We start from the raw sequence: 17,007 nt of genomic DNA on the forward strand, positions 1-17,007 counted from the left end.
AGGGATACATGGCGCTTTAGCTGCAGGAGCCGCGCTCAACAACGGTGCAGATCAATCCTGTACACAATCACCGGCGCACTCGTTGTGCACACAGGAACCCTACCGTGCAACAGATTGCCGTCAGGAAGGTGCCCCAGGCCATATCCATCAGCGCAAGCCCGGCGGACCAACCCTGCAAGGTGGCCCAGTTGCTCAGGTCGTACGTGCCGTAGGCCACCAGTCCGAGCAAGGCGCCCATGCGCGCGGCGCGCTGCCAGCTCGCGCTGGGCAGCACCACGAACACCACGCAACCAATGACGTAGAGAACATAGAACAGCACAGCGGGCAGCACGCGCGGCTGATCAAGCATCAGCGAACCGAGCAGGGATTTGTAGGTAGGCCCCATGAGCACGCCAAGCCACAGGCCGTCCAGAATCAGAAAGGCAACGAGGGTGCCGAGGCAGGCAAACAGCGTTTTCTTGGACATCACGAAGGACCTTGTAGGAGCGAGTGTGCGCCTACAGCTAGAGCAAACCGCGCTCAGCTTAGTTCAATGCGATCCGCGTGAATCACGATCTGGCCCTGTTTATAGAGCGCACCAATCGCCTTCTTGAAGTTGCCCTTGCTCACGCCGAACAAGTTGCTGATAACCGCAGGATCACTTTTATCGCTGACCGGCAACGTGCCGTTGTTGTCGCGCAACTTGGCGAGAATCTTCGAGTTGAGGCTCGACGCCGCTTCCTGGCCGACCGGCTGCAGGCTCAGGCTGATGTTGCCATCGGCGCGAATTTCCTTGATGAAACCCTTCTCTTCCTTGCCAGGGCGCAGGAACTTGAACACCTCATTCTTGTGAATCAGGCCCCAGTGTTTGTTGTTGATGATCGCCTTGAAACCCATGTCGGTCGCTTCAGCCACCAGCAGGTCGACTTCCTGGCCCACCTGGTAATTGGCCTGCGTCTTGTCGAGGTAGCGGTCGAGGCGTGCGGTGGCGGTAATGCGCCGGGTGTGTTTGTCGAGGTAGACGTGCACCACGCAGTATTCACCCGCGGTCAACTGGCGTTTTTCTTCCGAATACGGCAGCAACAGATCCTTGGGCAGCCCCCAATCGAGGAACACACCAATACTATTTACTTCAACGACTTTCAAACTGGCGAATTCGCCAACCTGAACTTTGGGTTTTTCCGTCGTGGCGATAAGTTTGTCATCGCTGTCCAGATAAATGAAAACGTTAAGCCAGTCTTCATCTTCACTGGGAATATCCTTGGGGATATACCGATTGGGCAAGAGGATTTCGCCATCCTGCGCACCGTCCAGGTACAAACCAAAGTGAGTGTGTTTAACCACTTGCAAGCTGTTGTAGCGCCCGACTAAAGCCATTTCCAAATACCCTCATTACGTGGGCGGCATTCTACCCGAGTTGAGACCGGCACGCGCGTGGCCCTCGAAAATCGCGGGCAGGCATGGCGTTCCACTGGCGCAGCCCGCTCGTCTGATCAATTCGCTGGATGCTGGCGCGCTACCTGGCACCGTCCAGCCTGTTGATTCTATTTAAAACAGTAAGTTAGCCATTTAATTCAGGGATTAATGGGCCTACATTACCAGCCTGACACTCAGCCTCCTGGGGATATTTGCCAAGCAATTGTCAAGTATTTCCTGTACGATGCCTGGCCAAGTTAATTCTCTACAGGTTAGTGGCCGCCATGCGTGTAAAAGCATCCAACAGCAAAGCAAAGCCAGCTCCCGCCGTTGAAACCAGCGAATCGATCAACAGCCAGATTGCTGCTTTCCTCAAGTCCGGCGGCGAAATCCAGCAAATTGCCAAGGGCGTGAGCGGCCAGACTTTCGGCCCGTCCAAGCAGATCAGCCTGGGCAAGAAGTAACACCCGCGCAGCACATCTGGTCCCTACGCGTCTTGTCCTCAAGGCGCTAGGACTGGAATCCGAGACACCCTCCTGCTTTACCTCAAACTGCGCTAATCGACGAACGGGCCTCATCGCCGATCATTCGCCGTTATGCTTGCACACGTCTAGCACGGGCATCTGCCCGATTTCGTCCGTCCTGCTCCTCGCTTTTCATGGAGTGAAGCATGTTCAAACCATGCATTTTTCTGGTCAGCGCCCTGATCGCCAGCCCGCTCGCCGAAGCGCAGATATTTCAGCGCGAATGGGGAGACTTCGACCTCAAGTTGGGCACCACGCCCAGCCGCTCCATGGCTCAGGGCTTAGTCAAGCCCACCTCGCCCGGCAGCGACTCATTCCACGGCGGCCTGGATTTAAGCCACAACAGCGGCCTGTACTTTGGTCAATTTTCGCCGAATATGGGGCTATCGTCGTCCCGCGACCTCGAAGTCGATTCGTACATGGGCTTCAAACACCCTTTCGATCAGACCCTGGGCTACGAAGTCGGCCTGATCCACTACAGCTACCCCACGCTCAGCCCCCTCGACAGCCAGGAGTTCTACGGCGGCCTCAACCTGCTCGGCAACCGTTTCGGCGCTTCCTTCAGCAACGACCCCGATCGTCAGGACAGCACGCTGTTTGCCGACCTCACCGGCACCCAGCCCTTCGGCATCGGTGTCAGCATGAAGTACACCACCCATCAACTCGGCACCCCGGTCGCGGTGGACAACGGCTCGATCCGCAGCTTCAGTGACTGGTCGGTACAGTTTTCCAGGGCATGGAAAGGCATCGATCTGGACCTGATCTACAGCGACTCCAGCCTTAGCGGCGGCGACTGTTCGGCCTACTCCGGACACAACTCGCAATGCGATGGCCTATTGACCTTGAAGGCCGCCCGCTCGTTTTATTAATGGGCTGAACTGTCGCGCCTCGCGCAGGTTCAGATACGTGACCCCCTCTGCGCAAGGACCCGCCCATGCTACGCCGGCTCAAACTTCTGGTGGTACTGCTGACGCTCGGCCTGGTGCTCGCCGGCTGCAATCGGGTGGGCCTGGCCTACCGCAATCTCGACGTGATCATCCCCTGGACCCTCAACGACTACCTGGACATGAATGCCGGGCAGAAGAGCTGGTTCAACGACACCCTCAAGCAGCACCTGGCCTGGCATTGCACCACGCAGTTGCCGGGTTATCTGGACTGGCTGGATCGCCTGCAGCAGATGGTCGATGACAATCAGGTCACCGATGCAGCGCTGCAAGCACGCACTGTCGAAGCCAAACAGGCGATCGCCGACGTCGCGCGCGAGATCACGCCATCGGCGATTCAACTGCTGCAGGGGCTGGATGATCAACAGGTCAAGGAGATGAACGACGCCCTGGCCAAGGACCTGCGCAAACGCCAGGACGAATACCTGAAGCCGCCACTGACCCAGCAGATCAAGGAGCGCGCCGAGCGGATGAACAAACGCCTGGATGCCTGGATGGGACCGCTCAGCGCCAGCCAGCAGAACCGCGTGATGGCCTGGTCAACGGAACTGGGTGATCAGAACAGCGCCTGGATCGGCAATCGCGCCCATTGGCAGGCCCAGCTCATCGACGCCGTGAAGCAACGCCAGAGTGCCGATTTCCCACAGAAGGTGCAGCAATTACTGGTGGACCGCGAAAGCTTGTGGACGCCGGAATACCGCGCAGCCTATGCCCAGACGGAAGCGGCGGCGCGCAGCCTGATCGTGGATTTGATGGCGCAGAGTTCCGCACAACAGCGAATCAAGCTCACGCAAAAAATCGACGGTGTGCGGGGTGATTTCAAAGCATTGAAGTGCCTGAAGGCTGCCAACTGATAACCATGTGTGGGGTGGGGTTTGCTAACGATTGCGGGTGTCGGTCAGCCTATTGATGACTGACCCACCGCTATCGGGAGCAAGCCCACTCCCGAATGGGTCGGGCATGACCTTCAGATCGCACCACCGGCAATCGCGGCTTGGGAAGCCACTTTTTCGAAAGTTGCCTCATCCAGCGCATCTACCTGTTCGTCGAGGACCTGGCGCGTATCGCGTTCGCCGGGAATGGCACTGTCGATCAGCGACAGCAGGCTCGAACCCCGCGGCGTCAAAATGAAATTCTCGCCATTGCCACCCTCTGCCTCCGGGCGCGATTCAATGAACCCGCGCTTGAGCAACAGCGCTTCATAATCCGCAGCGGTTTCTTTCAGCGCATCAAGGTTGCCGGCCGATTCGCCCGCCATGGCCTTGCCAGCAGCTTCCTGCGCGGCGTATTTGCGCGGAGCAAAGCTGCCCTCGCCGTTCTGCACTTCGTGCAGCAAACGTTCGATCAGATCCCAGTTGTAAGTCGTCATCCTGATTCCTCCTGCAGGCCGTTGAAAAGTAGCCCGTAAAAGCTGTGACCCACAGCATCACTCTGCGTTCAGCCGAATGGACAGACGCCATTTTCCTGAAGTTTCCAGACGTTCCCGGCGCCAGGCGCACATCATCGCGCATAAAAAAACCGGACATTGTCCGGTTTTTTTGTTGCCAGCGCGTTATTCCGCAGCCGGCGCTTCCGGCTTGCGACGTTTGAGCGGGGCCATGCCATCCTTGCTGACGAGGGACAGATTGTCGGTCTTCGGGCGATTGGCAATCTTGCGCTTGGTCGGCGACTTGGCGCCGGCTTTCTTCTTGTCGCCCTTGGCGTCGGTCTTTTTCTTCTTCACGCCAACAGCCTTGCCCGATGCCTTGACCTTCTTCGGCCCGGTGTAAGTGCCTTTGACTTCCTTGATAGTGCGGCGCTCGAACGACTGCTTGAGGTAGCGCTCGATGCTCGACATCAGGTTCCAATCGCCGTGGCAGATCAGCGAGATCGCCAGGCCATCGTTGCCGGCACGCCCGGTGCGGCCGATACGGTGCACGTATTCGTCGCCGCTGCGGGGCATATCGAAGTTGATGACCATATCCAGGCCATCCACGTCCAGGCCGCGCGCGGCGACGTCAGTGGCAACCAGAATCTTCACGCCGCCCGCCTTCAGACGGTCGATGGCCAGTTTGCGGTCCTTCTGATCTTTTTCGCCGTGCAGCACGAACGCCTTGTATTCCTGGGCCACCAGACGACCGTAGATGCGGTCGGCAGCGGCGCGGGTGTTGGTGAACACAATGGCCTTCTGATACGTCTCGTTGGCCAGCAACCAGTTGAGGATCTGTTCCTTGTGCACGTTGTGGTCAGCCATGACGATCTGCTGACGCGTGGTCGCGTTCAGGTCGCTGACGTTGTTGACCTGCAAGTGCTCAGGGTTGTTCAGGACCTTGGCGACCATGTCGCGCAGGGTCGAGCCGCCGGTGGTGGCGGAGAAGAGCATGGTCTGCTGACGGTTGACGCACTCACTGACCAGACGCTGCACGTCGTCGGCAAAGCCCATGTCGAGCATGCGGTCGGCTTCGTCGAGCACCAGCACTTCGACTTCCTTGAGGTCGAGGTTACCGGCGTTGAGCTGCTCGATCATGCGGCCCGGCGTGCCGATCAGGATGTCCGGCACCTTGCGCAGCATCGCGGCCTGGACCTTGAAGTCTTCGCCGCCGGTGATCAGGCCGGACTTGATGAAGGTGAACTGCGAAAAGCGCTCCACTTCCTTCAAGGTCTGCTGGGCCAGCTCGCGGGTGGGCAGCAGGATCAGCGTCTTGATGCTGACACGCACTTTGGCCGGGCCGATCAGGCGGTTGAGAATCGGCAGGACGAAAGCGGCGGTCTTGCCACTGCCGGTTTGAGCCGTCACCCGCAGGTCACGCCCTTCGAGCGCGAGCGGAATGGCCGCTGCCTGCACAGGCGTTGGCTCGACAAATTTAAGCTCGGCCACGGCTTTGAGCAGGCGTTCGTGCAGGGCGAATTGGGAAAACACGGGTGCTACCTCGAAGAAATACAAAATATCAGCTGCATAGGGTAACGGTTTCGGGCGTCCAAACCGAGTTTCTTTACGCGAACAGTGCTAATCGGCAGCTTTTTTGTGAGTGTATTTGTCCATAGCGTCAACTTCAGCGCACTTAAATGCTCTAATCGGCCCCGTCTTGTCTTACAGAGGAATCGGCTTTACCCATGGATATCAAACAGCTGTGGCGCAACGTGCAAGATCTCTGGGGCACCCTCGACGAGCATCCGTTGCTGCATTCCAGCCTCGGCCTGCTGGTATTGCTGGTGGTGGCCCTGTTGCTCGGGCGCGTGGCACGTTACCTGATCCTGCACGCGGTCAAGCTGCTCGGCCGGCAACCGGCCCTGCACTGGCTCAACGACCTGCGGCACAACAAAGTGTTTCATCGTCTGGCGCAAATGACGCCGTCCCTGGTGATCCAGTTCGGCCTGTACCTGGTGCCGGACCTGAGCAAGACCGCCATCCTGTTTATCGGCAACGTGTCCCTGGCAATCACCATCCTGTTCATGACGCTGGCCGTGAGCGCCCTGCTCAACGCGTTGCTGGACATCTATGCGCGCACCGAACACGCCCGCACCCGCTCGATCAAGGGCTATGTGCAGTTGACCAAAATGGTGTTGTTCGTGTTTGCCGCGATCATCATCGTCGCCACCTTGATCGACCGCTCGCCGCTGTTGCTGCTGTCCGGTCTGGGTGCCATGTCGGCGGTCATCCTGTTGGTGTACAAAGACACCCTGCTGTCATTCGTCGCCAGCGTGCAGCTCACCAGCAACGACATGCTGCGCGTGGGCGACTGGATCGAGATGCCTCAGGTGGGCGCCGACGGCGATGTGGTGGACATCACCCTGCACACGGTCAAGGTGCAGAACTTTGACAAAACCATCGTCTCCATCCCCACCTGGCGCCTGATGTCGGAGTCGTTCAAGAACTGGCGCGGCATGCAGGCCTCAGGCGGGCGCCGCATCAAGCGCAGCCTGTTTATCGATGCCAGCGGCGTGCGCTTTCTGCGCGATGACGAAGAAGTGCGCATGACCCAGGTTCACCTGCTCACCGACTACATCAGCCGCAAGCAGGCCGAACTCAAGGCCTGGAACGAGGCCCAGGGCAATAGCGCGCAACTGTCGGCCAACCGTCGCCGCATGACCAACCTCGGCACCTTCCGCGCCTACGCCCTGGCCTATCTGAAAAGCCATCCGGACATTCAGCCGAATATGACCTGCATGGTGCGCCAAATGCAAACCACCGCCCAGGGCGTGCCGCTGGAAATTTACTGCTTTACCCGCACTACCGCGTGGGCGGATTACGAACGGATCCAGGGGGATATTTTTGATTACCTGTTGGCGGTGTTGCCGGAATTCGGCTTGAGCCTGTATCAGCAGCCAAGCGGCAATGACTTGCGGGCAGGCGTGTTCAGCCCACTGCCTGCGCAGGAAAACAGCGCCCTCTAACGTTTCAGGGGTGAGCCGGCTCTTTGCGAATACCAAGCCGGCTGATCCACACCGCCGCCACAATCACCAACCCACCCAACGCCAGGCGCCCCAGCGGCTCATGCTGGTTCCAGATCAGCAGGTTCAGCAACAGCCCCACCGGCACATGCAGGTTGTTGACCACCGCCAGCGTGCCGCCATTGACCAGGCACGCGCCCTTGTTCCACCAGTACATGCCCAGCGCGGTGCTGACCAGACCCAGGAACAGCAACACGCCCCACTGCAACGGCGCCTGCGGCAAAAAGTCGGCCTTGCCGAACAGCAGAAACGCCGGCAGCACCACCAGCAACGCCCCCAGATAGAAATAACCGAAACGCCGGTAGTGCGGCTGATCGCTTGGATAACGCGCCACCAAATGCTTGTACATGACCTGCCCGGCGGCGTAGGTGAAGTTGGCCAGTTGCAGCAGCAGAAAACCCATCAGGAAGTTTGGCGTGATCTGGTCGAAGCGAATCACCGCTGCGCCCGCCACCGCCACCAGTGCCGCCACCAGCGCCCACGGGTTGAAGCGCCGGTTGAGAGCATCTTCGATCAGCGTCACATGCAACGGCGTGAGGATGGTGAACAGCAGCACTTCCGGCACCGTCAATACGCGAAAGCTCAGGTACAGGCAGACATAGGTCACGCCAAACTGCAACGCGCCGATCACCAGCATGCTGCGCATGAAGGCCGGCTCCACCGAGCGCCAGCGGGTCAGCGGGAGAAAGATCAAGCCGGCCAGCACCACGCGTACCAGCACTGCGAAGTAGCTGTCGACGTGACCGGCGAGGTATTCGCCGATCAAGCTGAAGGAAAATGCCTGAATCAGGGTGACAATCAGTAGATAGCCCATGCGCGCCTCGTTTCGAATGGGCGGGACATTAAAGGTTTTCGACGCTTGAAGAAACTCGGGGCAAAAAAAACCCGACCTCGCTAAAGCGGCAGTCGGGCAGGAGCACTCAGGAGCAACAAGTGCAAAGGGAGGTTCGTACGCGTACTTGAAGGGTTTGCGTGGAGCCATGTAAACAGCGCGCGATTATCTGACGATTAAAGGATCAGGCGACCCGAGCAAACCGCGCCCTGATGGCCGCAGCTTTCAATGATCAGAACGTGGCATGTGTGCTTGTAGGCTCCATCTGCAAATGCTGTCAGACAATGGAATGGAGATTAACCAGGGGCAACTCGATAAAAAAGCGCAAAAAACTGCTATAACCCATCTATAAAGTTGTTTATAAGCAGAGCAAGCGCCGTCGACGCTTTATTTCGGGCTGCACGCCAGGGCAATGCGCATCTTGATGATCGCGCGGTTGAATTTGACCGTGGTGTGGGTGTTTTTACCGGCCGGCACCGTGACCGTGCGGCGGCGCGGCGATTCCGGACCGTTGGTGAAGATGACCGAACACACCGCGTCGTTGCTGCCGTAGTTGCTCAACTGGATCGAGCTGATGTCGGCGTCCACGTCCGACGCCGTGTAATCGATGCTTACGCCTTCGATTTTCTTGCTCACATCGATAGGGTAGGCAAACGCACTGATCGGCAGCAGCGCCAGCAGCACACAACACAATTTTCTCATTCGGCAGTCTCCAATAAGGATTGTCAGCTTAGGACAAGAGGAACCCATCTTGAAAGCGCCCCGCGTTACCCTTGATCAATGGCGCACGCTGCAGGCCGTAGTCGACCACGGCGGCTTCGCCCAGGCCGCCGAAGCGCTGCACCGATCGCAGTCCTCGGTGAGCTACACCGTGGCGCGCATGCAGGACCAGCTCGGCGTGCCGCTGTTGCGTATCGACGGGCGCAAGGCCGTACTCACCGACGCCGGTGAGGTGCTGCTGCGCCGTTCCCGCCAACTGGTCAAGAACGCCAGCCAACTGGAAGACCTCGCCCACCACATGGAACAAGGCTGGGAAGCCGAAGTGCGGCTGGTGGTGGATGCCGCCTACCCCAACACGCGTCTGGTGCGCGCGCTGACCGCGTTCATGCCGCAAAGCCGTGGCTGCCGCGTGCGTCTGCGTGAAGAGGTGCTGTCGGGCGTCGAAGAGCTGTTGATTGAAGGCGTGGCCGACCTCGCGATCTGCAGCTTCAGCATTGCCGGTTACCTGGGCACCGAACTGAGCGACGTGGAATTCATTGCCGTTGCCCACCCCGATCACCCCCTGCACCGCATGAATCGCGAGCTGAGCTTCCAGGACCTGGAAAGCCAGATGCAAGTGGTGATTCGCGACTCCGGGCGCCAGCAGCCGCGCGACGTGGGCTGGCTCGGCGCCGAACAGCGCTGGACCGTCGGCAGCCTGGCCACCGCTGCCTCCTTCGTGGGCAGCGGCCTGGGCTTTGCGTGGCTGCCGCGGCACCTGATCGAACGCGAAATCGCCGAGGGCGTGCTCAAGCAGCTACCCTTGGAACAGGGGGCCAGCCGCCACCCCACGTTTTATCTGTACTCGAATAAGGACAAACCCCTCGGGCCGGCCACGCAAATTCTGGTTGAATTGCTGCGCAGCTTTGACACGGCGCCGCTGGACGCGCCTTTTGCCGCACCCCGGCAGAGCTGAAAAGGCGTTCATCCAGGGCCCAAGGCTGGGCAAACAGTCACAAACATGCTTATCTCGCCCGCTTCGACGCCATTGCGCGCCGGGATCGGCAGGAACAACGCGCCAGGATGACCGGTCCTAACCCTGTCCCAGCGCCGAACACGACCACTCGACACCACCACTCAGGATCACTGACCCCATGCTGAAAAAAATTGCCTTCTTTGCCGGTTCCGTACTGTTTGCCGCCAACCTGATGGCGGCCCAGCCGGCCAAGCCCCCCCATGTGTTGATCTCCACTACCAACGGCGACATTGAAATCGAACTGGACCCGGTCAAGGCGCCGATCAGCACCAAGAACTTCCTGGCCTATGTGGACAAGGGTTTCTACACCGACACGATTTTCCACCGTGTCATTCCGGGTTTCATGGTCCAGGGCGGCGGGTTCACCCAGCAGATGTCGCAAAAGCCGACCGAAGCGCCGATCAAGAACGAAGCCAGCAACGGCCTGCATAACGTACGCGGCACGCTGGCGATGGCGCGCACCTCCAACCCGGATTCGGCCACCAGCCAGTTCTTTATCAACGTGGCCGACAACGCCTTCCTCGACCCGGGTCGCGATGCCGGTTACGCCGTATTCGCCAAAGTGGTCAAGGGCATGGACGTAGTCGACGTCATCGTCAACTCCCAGACCACCACCAAGCAAGGCATGCAGAACGTGCCAATCGACCCTGTCCGGATCAAGTCGGCCAAGCGCATCGACTAAGGTTTGCAGGGAGTTCCGTGCGCGGCCCACAAGGCCGCGCGCGCATTTGAAAGGAGAGCCCGCCCGGCGGGTGTCAACCCATGCTCTATCGTCGTTTTGAACAACTGATCGACATCTTCCGCGACGCGCCCAGCGCCGCTCCACCCGATAAAGTCCTGCCTTTTTACCTCTACTACCTGCGTCAGGTATGGCCGCACTTCGCCGCCTTGCTGGTGGTGGGCCTGATCGGGGCATTGATCGAAGTCGCGCTGTTCAGCTACCTGAGCCGCATCATCGACCTGGCCCAGGGCACGCCGCCCGCCGACTTCTTCCAGGTGCACAGCACCGAGCTGATCTGGATGGCCGTGGTCGCCCTGCTGCTGCGCCCGATTTTCGGCGCACTGCACGACCTGCTGGTGCACCAGACCATCAGCCCCGGCATGACCAGCCTGATCCGCTGGCAAAACCACAGCTATGTGCTCAAGCAGAGCCTCAATTTCTTCCAGAACGATTTTGCCGGGCGTATCGCCCAGCGCATCATGCAGACCGGCAACTCCCTGCGCGACTCCGCCGTGGCGGCCGTGGACGCGATCTGGCACGTGGCGATCTACGCCATCAGCGCACTGGTGCTGTTTGCCGAGGCCGACTGGCGCCTGATGATTCCGCTGGTGACCTGGATCGTCTGCTACAGCCTGGCACTGCGCTACTTCGTGCCACGGGTGAAGGAGCGCTCGGTGATTTCCTCCGAGGCGCGCTCCAAACTGATGGGACGCATCGTCGATGGCTATACCAACATCACCACCCTGAAGCTGTTCGCCCATACCCAGTCCGAACAGGAATACGCCAGGGAAGCGATCATCGAGCAGACCGAAAAAACCCAGTTGGCCAGCCGCGTGGTGACCAGCATGGACGTGGTGATCACCACCATGAACGGCCTGCTGATCGTCACCACCACCGGCCTTGCGCTGTGGCTGTGGACGCACTCGCTCATCTCGGTGGGCGCGATTGCCCTGGCCACCGGCCTGGTGATCCGCATCGTCAACATGTCCGGCTGGATCATGTGGGTGGTCAACGGCATTTTCGAAAACATCGGCATGGTGCAGGACGGCCTCAAAACCATCGCACAACCCCTGGCCGTGATCGACCGCGACAACGCCCAGCGCCTGCAAGTCCCCCATGGCGAGGTGCGCTTCGAGCAGGTGGATTTCCACTATGGCAAGCAGAGCGGGATCATTGGCGGCCTGAACCTTGAGATCAAGGCCGGGGAAAAGATCGGCCTGATCGGCCCATCGGGCGCGGGCAAGTCAACCTTGGTCAACCTGCTGCTGCGCCTCTACGACCTGCAAGGCGGACGCATCCTGATCGACGGCCAGAACATCGCCGAAGTCGCCCAGGAAACCCTGCGCGAGCAGATCGGCATGATCACCCAGGACACATCGCTGCTGCATCGTTCGATCCGCGACAACCTGTTGTACGGCAAGCCCGACGCCACCGACGAAGAACTCTGGGCCGCGATCCACAAGGCGCGCGCCGATGAGTTCATCCCGCTGCTCTCGGACGCCGAGGGCCGCACCGGGCTCGATGCCCATGTGGGCGAGCGCGGCGTCAAACTCTCCGGCGGGCAGCGTCAGCGCATCGCCATCGCCCGCGTGCTGCTCAAGGACGCGCCGATTCTGATCATGGACGAAGCCACCTCGGCACTCGACTCGGAAGTGGAAGCAGCGATTCAGGAAAGTCTGGAAACCCTGATGCAGGGCAAGACCGTTATTGCGATTGCGCACCGTCTGTCGACCATCGCACGCATGGACCGCCTGGTGGTGCTGGAGAAGGGCCGGATTGCCGAAAGCGGCAGCCATGCGCAGCTGCTGGCACACGGCGGCCTGTATGCACGGCTGTGGCAACACCAGACGGGTGGGTTTGTCGGAATCGACTGACGCAAACATCTCTTAAAATACGTGAGGGGGCTCTCCCCCTCCCATATTTGATCGAATTCACTCAACAACGTCTGCATCAAACCCCAGCAGCCACGGGCTTCTGGTGATTATTCATGCCCTGGACTTGTATCAAAACCGTGCTGTAATCAGTGCAGTGCCCAGAGGGGCGCTGAAGTAAATCTGCAGGGAGCATCATGATTTACTGATTAGATAGAGATCTATCAAGGACGGGCTGCATGTCTTTGTTCAAACGTTCAGTCACAGAGGGGTTGGGTACGTTTTGGCTGGTGTTGGGCGGTTGCGGGAGTGCGGTATTGGCCGCAGCGTTTCCTGCAGTCGGTATTGGCCTGTTGGGCGTTGCGCTGGCGTTCGGGCTGACGGTGCTGACCATGGCGGTCGCGATCGGCCCTATCAGTGGTTGTCACCTCAACCCGGCGGTATCGGTGGGGCTGGTGGTGGGCGGAAGGTTTCCGGCGCGGGAGTTGCCGGCCTATGTTGTCGCCCAAGTCATCGGCGCAGCAGTCGCCGCCGCATTGTTGTACTTCATCGCCAGCGGCAAGCCAGGATTTGAATTGGCTGGCGGCCTGGCGTCCAACGGCTATGGCGAGCATTCTCCGGGCGGTTATTCGCTGGCGGCGGCGTTTGTCTGTGAGCTGGTGATGACCACGATGTTCGTTGTGATCATCCTCGGCGCCACCGACAGACGCGCGCCCAAGGGCCTCGCGCCCATCGCCATCGGGTTGGCCCTGACGCTGATCTACCTGATCTCCATCCCCGTGACCAACACCTCGGTCAACCCGGCCCGCAGTACCGGCCCGGCCCTGCTGGTGGGCGGGTGGGCGATCGAGCAGTTGTGGTTGTTCTGGCTCGCGCCGATCCTGGGTGCGGTGATCGGTGGCGTGATGTATCGATGGCTTGGCAAGGAGGCGCCAGGCTAAAACCGGGCGTGTTCAGCCCTGCCGATAAGGCAGGGCTGACCTCGCCTCTTCGGCATACGCCAGAATCCCCACGCGCTCCCTCTCCAGAAAATCCTCCACGGCATTCTTCAACCCCGGATGGCGCAGGTAATGCCACGAGCGGGTGATCACCGGCTCGAACCCGCGAATCAGTTTGTGCTCGCCCTGGGCGCCTGCATCGAAGCGTTGCAGGCCTTCGGCGATGGCGTAGTCCATGCCCTGGTAGAAACAGGTCTCGAAATGCAGGCGGTCGAATTCGGCCAGGCAGCCCCAGTAACGCCCATAAAAACTGTCGCCGCCGATCAGACTGAACGCCATCGCCACCGGGCGCGAACCCTGTTTGGCCAGCACCACGCGGATCATCTCGGGCATGCGCTCGGCCAGCAGGCTGAAAAACGCGCGGGTCAGGTAAGGAGCCTGGCGGCGTACCGCGTAGGTGTTGGCGTAACAGGCGTAGACGAAATCCCACTGCGCTTCTGTCAGTTGATGGCCGTGCAGCCACTCGAACTCGATGCCCTGCCCCGCCACCTGTTCGCGTTCCTTGCGCATCTGTTTGCGCTTGCGTGAGCTCAAGGCGTCGAGGAAGTCCTGGAAATCGCGGTAGCCACGGTTCTGCCAGTGAAATTGGCAACCCAGGCGCTGCAACCAGCCCGGCTGCCGGGTCAAGGCGTCATCGGCCAACACGTCGGTGAAGTTGATATGTGCACTGGAAAGCCCTTCGATTTCCAGGTAACCCGGCAGGCTGTTGAGCAGCTCGAAACCGTCCTCGGCACTCGCCGCCAGCAGGCGCGGCCCGCTTACCGGGCTGAACGGTACCGCCGTGAGCAGCTTGGGGTAGTAGTCGATGCCGGCACGCGCACAGGCATCGGCCCAGCCATGGTCGAACACATATTCGCCGTAGGAATGCCACTTGCGATAACTGGGCAACGCCGCCACCAGTCGATCACCCTCCCAGTGCAGCAGATGCTCGGGCCGCCAGCCCGATTGCGGGCCCAGGCTGGCGCTGTCTTCCAGCGCACTCAAGAAAGCATGCCGCACGAACGGCTGAGCCTGCGGCACCAGCGCATCCCACACCGACGGGGCGATTTCGGACAGGTTGTCCAGACGTTGCAACGGCATCGGCATCCTCACTGGCGGTTGGCATATAAGCCTGGCGAGTATCGCTCATCACGGCACTGTTCACACCTCGAGAACGGCGGACAGGGCTCTAGACCAATAGTTCCACGGACAAGGCATTTGTCATCAAGACGACATGAGTTAGCCACTACTTCGTCATAAACGACAGCAATACTGGCCGTGTTTTTTAGAGCATCTGGTTCTAACCAAATAGCCATTTTTCGCGTCCTTCATAGGGCGTTCGTGTCCTGGAGGGTCTATTCCCTCCTCCTCACTTTCGGAGATTGATATGCGTCTTGCTTCCACTAAAACTGCAGCGGTCCTGTGCGGCGGCCTGTTATTGGCCCTGAGCGTGCCGGCCAGCGCTGCAGTCGACGCTAAATTGCTCGACATGCTCAAGGCCAACGGCCAGATCACTGCGGCGCAGTACACCGAACTGCAAACCGAACTGGCCAAGGACCAGAAAGAACAGCAGATCGCGCGGCAAGCTCAGCAAGAGAGCAACGAACAGATCGCCGCCACCGCGAAAAAGACCAACGACCTGAGCACGTTCGACCAGAAACTCGCCTGGGCCGCCAAGACCCAGTTCAAGGGCGACGTGCGATTCCGCCAGGAAACCATCAAGATCGACGGCGAGCCCAACAACGGCGGACGTGACAAGGACCGTCAACGTATCCGTGCGCGCCTGGGCGCCTACACCGAAATCAACCCGCAAGTGGACACCGGCATCCGCATCGCCACCGGCGGCGGCGACGATGCGCGCTCCACCAACCAGGACCAGGACGGCTATTTCGACAAGAAATCGATCTGGCTGGACCTTGGCTACATCGACTACCACCCGGACCAGATTAAGAACCTGCACGTGATCGGCGGCAAGATGCTGCAACCGTGGGTGAGCATGGGCGACGTGATCTGGGACAGCGACATCAACCCCGAAGGCCTTGCAGTCACCTACAAATACCCACTGGGCAGCAGCGCCGAGCTGTTCGGCAGCCTGGGCAACTACAACCTCAAGGACAACGTCGACGGCGACGGCGTGCAGTTTCGCCACGACCTGCGCCTGACGTCCGGCCAGTTGGGTACGCGCTTCTCGATCACCGACAACCTGAAAATGACCCTGGGCGGCAGCGTCTACGCCTACCAGAACGACCGCGACAGCCGCTGCACAACCACCACCACGCCTTGCGCACTGGCAGTCAACGGTAATTCGGCCGACAACGAATTCCGTCTGTACGAAGGCTTCGCCCAGGCAGACATCGGCGGCCTGGCCGTGCCCCTGGCGTTCTATGGTCAGTACGTGAAAAACAACGATGCCGTGACCGATCAGGACACAGCGTGGCTGGTAGGTGCCAAGTCCAAGGTGTTCGGTTTCAACCTGGACTACAACTACCGCGATGTTCAACGTAACGCAGTGGTCGGCGCCTTTACCGACTCGGACTTCGCCAACGGCACCACCGGCTCGCGCGGTCACAAGATGAAGGTCAGCTACGACATCGACAAGAACTTCGCCCTCGGCGCCACGTACTTCCTGACCAAGGCCGACTTCGCCAGCCGTACGCAGCGTGATGCCAACACCAACACCCTGCAGCTGGATGCTGAAGCCAAGTTCTGATAACGCCGCTACCCGCCCTTGCGCCGCTCGGCAGCCAGCCGTTCGGCCAGGGCATCCACCTCCGGCACCGGTGCCTGCGGCATCTTCTTCAGCGTCGCCTGCATCAGGCGCATCTGACGGATAAAGCGGCGGCAGTTCGGGCAGAACATCAAGTGATGACGCACCAGCAGACGCTCGCGAAAGGTCAGTTGCCCATCGAGGTAATCACTGGAGCGTGCCACTTGTTCCTTACAGGTCAACATTCTCCCGTTTCCTCAAAATGCTCCACCGTGGCGAATACCTTGAGCCGCGCTCGATGCAACAGCACACGCACATTCGAGAGCGAGAGCGTCAAAAGATTACAGATTTCTTCCAGCTCCAGGCCCTGGCGTTCGCGCAGCACCAGTACGCTGCTCTGCAAGTCCGACAAACTCAGTAGCGTATGCTCCAGGCAATTGCGCAGCTCATCTTCGGTCAACAAGGCTTCCGGGCTGTCCTGATGCCAGGCATACGGGGCGACCGCCCAGTGGCCATCGTCAGGGGAAAAACGCTCTGCGCCAATCGTGCCATGGGGCGAAGGCAGATCGTCGAGCAGCACTTCCCGACGGTTCTGCCTGTAGCGGCCCTTGGCGGCGTTGGCCGTGATGGTCAGTAACCAGGTCTTGAGACTGGACCGCCCCTCGAATTTGCCGAGGTTGCGCACCACCGACAGCCAGGCGTCCTGCACCACTTCATCGGCGTGGCGCTGGCCGACGATGGCATACGCCACGGCGCGCATGGCGCTCTGGTAGGCGGTGACCAGTTCCTTATAGGCCTGCTGCTCTCCCTTGAGCAGGCGTTCAAGCAGGTGCGCGTCGTCCGCTGCTGCCATTCAAGACCTCGACATTC

18 protein-coding genes are annotated in these 17,007 nt (G+C 60.0%); 9 read left to right on the forward strand and 9 right to left on the reverse strand.

Features of this window, described 5'->3' with window-relative positions; translation table 11 throughout:
- Nucleotides 1–67 precede the first annotated feature (67 nt).
- Nucleotides 68–466, reverse strand: a complete 399-nt coding sequence (locus tag JOE32_RS09915) for a DUF2177 family protein (RefSeq protein ID WP_209983579.1) — start codon at nt 464–466, stop codon at nt 68–70.
- A 53-nt stretch (nt 467–519) separates the two neighbouring features.
- The gene (locus JOE32_RS09920) at nt 520–1,356 is read right to left on the reverse strand and encodes a S1-like domain-containing RNA-binding protein (protein ID WP_209983582.1); all 837 of its coding nucleotides are present in this window, start codon (nt 1,354–1,356) and stop codon (nt 520–522) included.
- A gap of 323 nt (nt 1,357–1,679) precedes the next feature.
- Here JOE32_RS09920 and JOE32_RS09925 point away from each other — a divergent pair, with 323 nt between their 5' ends.
- The 3 genes from JOE32_RS09925 to JOE32_RS09935 all read left to right on the forward strand — a co-directional run bounded on the left by JOE32_RS09925 (nt 1,680) and on the right by JOE32_RS09935 (nt 3,717).
- Nucleotides 1,680–1,859 carry a hypothetical protein gene (locus JOE32_RS09925; protein WP_003193095.1) on the forward strand — a complete coding sequence of 60 codons (180 nt, stop codon included), beginning with the start codon at nt 1,680–1,682 and terminating at the stop codon, nt 1,857–1,859.
- Nucleotides 1,860–2,065: 206 nt separating this feature from the next.
- Entirely contained in the window at nt 2,066–2,788 is a 723-nt protein-coding gene (locus tag JOE32_RS09930) for a TorF family putative porin (protein ID WP_209983583.1), read from the forward strand.
- A gap of 65 nt (nt 2,789–2,853) precedes the next feature.
- Nucleotides 2,854–3,717 (forward strand): DUF6279 family lipoprotein, encoded by an 864-nt coding sequence (locus tag JOE32_RS09935; RefSeq protein WP_209983585.1) that lies wholly within the window; start codon nt 2,854–2,856, stop codon nt 3,715–3,717.
- 113 nt (nt 3,718–3,830) lie between these two features.
- On the opposite strand, the gene JOE32_RS09940 is transcribed toward JOE32_RS09935, so the two are convergent.
- Nucleotides 3,831–4,232: a transcriptional regulator gene (locus JOE32_RS09940; protein WP_209983587.1), complete on the reverse strand. Its 402-nt coding sequence runs from the start codon at nt 4,230–4,232 to the stop codon at nt 3,831–3,833.
- Between the two features lie 183 nt (nt 4,233–4,415).
- Nucleotides 4,416–5,762, reverse strand: coding sequence for a DEAD/DEAH box helicase (locus JOE32_RS09945; protein ID WP_003230485.1), 1,347 nt, complete (start codon nt 5,760–5,762; stop codon nt 4,416–4,418).
- Between the two features lie 194 nt (nt 5,763–5,956).
- Here JOE32_RS09945 and JOE32_RS09950 point away from each other — a divergent pair, with 194 nt between their 5' ends.
- Complete coding sequence (locus tag JOE32_RS09950; protein WP_209983589.1) at nt 5,957–7,237, forward strand: mechanosensitive ion channel family protein; 1,281 nt, start codon at nt 5,957–5,959, stop codon at nt 7,235–7,237.
- 4 nt (nt 7,238–7,241) lie between these two features.
- Here JOE32_RS09950 and JOE32_RS09955 read toward each other — a convergent pair whose 3' ends face one another.
- Nucleotides 7,242–8,108, reverse strand: coding sequence for a carboxylate/amino acid/amine transporter (locus JOE32_RS09955; protein WP_209983591.1), 867 nt, complete (start codon nt 8,106–8,108; stop codon nt 7,242–7,244).
- A 405-nt stretch (nt 8,109–8,513) separates the two neighbouring features.
- Entirely contained in the window at nt 8,514–8,828 is a 315-nt protein-coding gene (locus tag JOE32_RS09960; RefSeq protein ID WP_209983593.1) for a 3-phosphoglycerate kinase, read from the reverse strand.
- Between the two features lie 49 nt (nt 8,829–8,877).
- Between JOE32_RS09960 and JOE32_RS09965 the strand changes: the two genes are divergently transcribed.
- The 4 genes from JOE32_RS09965 to aqpZ all read left to right on the forward strand — a co-directional run bounded on the left by JOE32_RS09965 (nt 8,878) and on the right by aqpZ (nt 13,394).
- Nucleotides 8,878–9,801, forward strand: a complete 924-nt coding sequence (locus JOE32_RS09965; RefSeq protein WP_003230476.1) for a LysR family transcriptional regulator — start codon at nt 8,878–8,880, stop codon at nt 9,799–9,801.
- Between the two features lie 178 nt (nt 9,802–9,979).
- The gene (locus tag JOE32_RS09970) at nt 9,980–10,543 is read left to right on the forward strand and encodes a peptidylprolyl isomerase (RefSeq protein ID WP_209983595.1); all 564 of its coding nucleotides are present in this window, start codon (nt 9,980–9,982) and stop codon (nt 10,541–10,543) included.
- A gap of 80 nt (nt 10,544–10,623) precedes the next feature.
- Nucleotides 10,624–12,456, forward strand: coding sequence for an ABC transporter ATP-binding protein (locus JOE32_RS09975; protein ID WP_209983597.1), 1,833 nt, complete (start codon nt 10,624–10,626; stop codon nt 12,454–12,456).
- 236 nt (nt 12,457–12,692) lie between these two features.
- Nucleotides 12,693–13,394, forward strand: coding sequence for an aquaporin Z (gene aqpZ / locus JOE32_RS09980; protein WP_209983599.1), 702 nt, complete (start codon nt 12,693–12,695; stop codon nt 13,392–13,394).
- A 12-nt stretch (nt 13,395–13,406) separates the two neighbouring features.
- On the opposite strand, the gene JOE32_RS09985 is transcribed toward aqpZ, so the two are convergent.
- A complete protein-coding gene (locus JOE32_RS09985) occupies nt 13,407–14,531 on the reverse strand; it encodes a GNAT family N-acetyltransferase (RefSeq protein WP_209983601.1) in 1,125 nt (374 codons plus the stop codon).
- Between the two features lie 286 nt (nt 14,532–14,817).
- Here JOE32_RS09985 and JOE32_RS09990 point away from each other — a divergent pair, with 286 nt between their 5' ends.
- Nucleotides 14,818–16,140 (forward strand): putative porin, encoded by a 1,323-nt coding sequence (locus JOE32_RS09990; RefSeq protein WP_209983603.1) that lies wholly within the window; start codon nt 14,818–14,820, stop codon nt 16,138–16,140.
- 8 nt (nt 16,141–16,148) lie between these two features.
- On the opposite strand, the gene JOE32_RS09995 is transcribed toward JOE32_RS09990, so the two are convergent.
- Nucleotides 16,149–16,382: a zf-HC2 domain-containing protein gene (locus JOE32_RS09995; protein ID WP_209983605.1), complete on the reverse strand. Its 234-nt coding sequence runs from the start codon at nt 16,380–16,382 to the stop codon at nt 16,149–16,151.
- Nucleotides 16,376–16,990, reverse strand: a complete 615-nt coding sequence (locus JOE32_RS10000) for an RNA polymerase sigma factor (protein WP_209983606.1) — start codon at nt 16,988–16,990, stop codon at nt 16,376–16,378. Before JOE32_RS10000 ends, JOE32_RS09995 begins: the two co-directional genes overlap by 7 nt.
- Nucleotides 16,991–17,007: the final 17 nt, after the last annotated feature.

This window comes from Pseudomonas sp. PvP025 (assembly GCF_017832155.1).
Lineage (GTDB): Bacteria > Pseudomonadota > Gammaproteobacteria > Pseudomonadales > Pseudomonadaceae > Aquipseudomonas.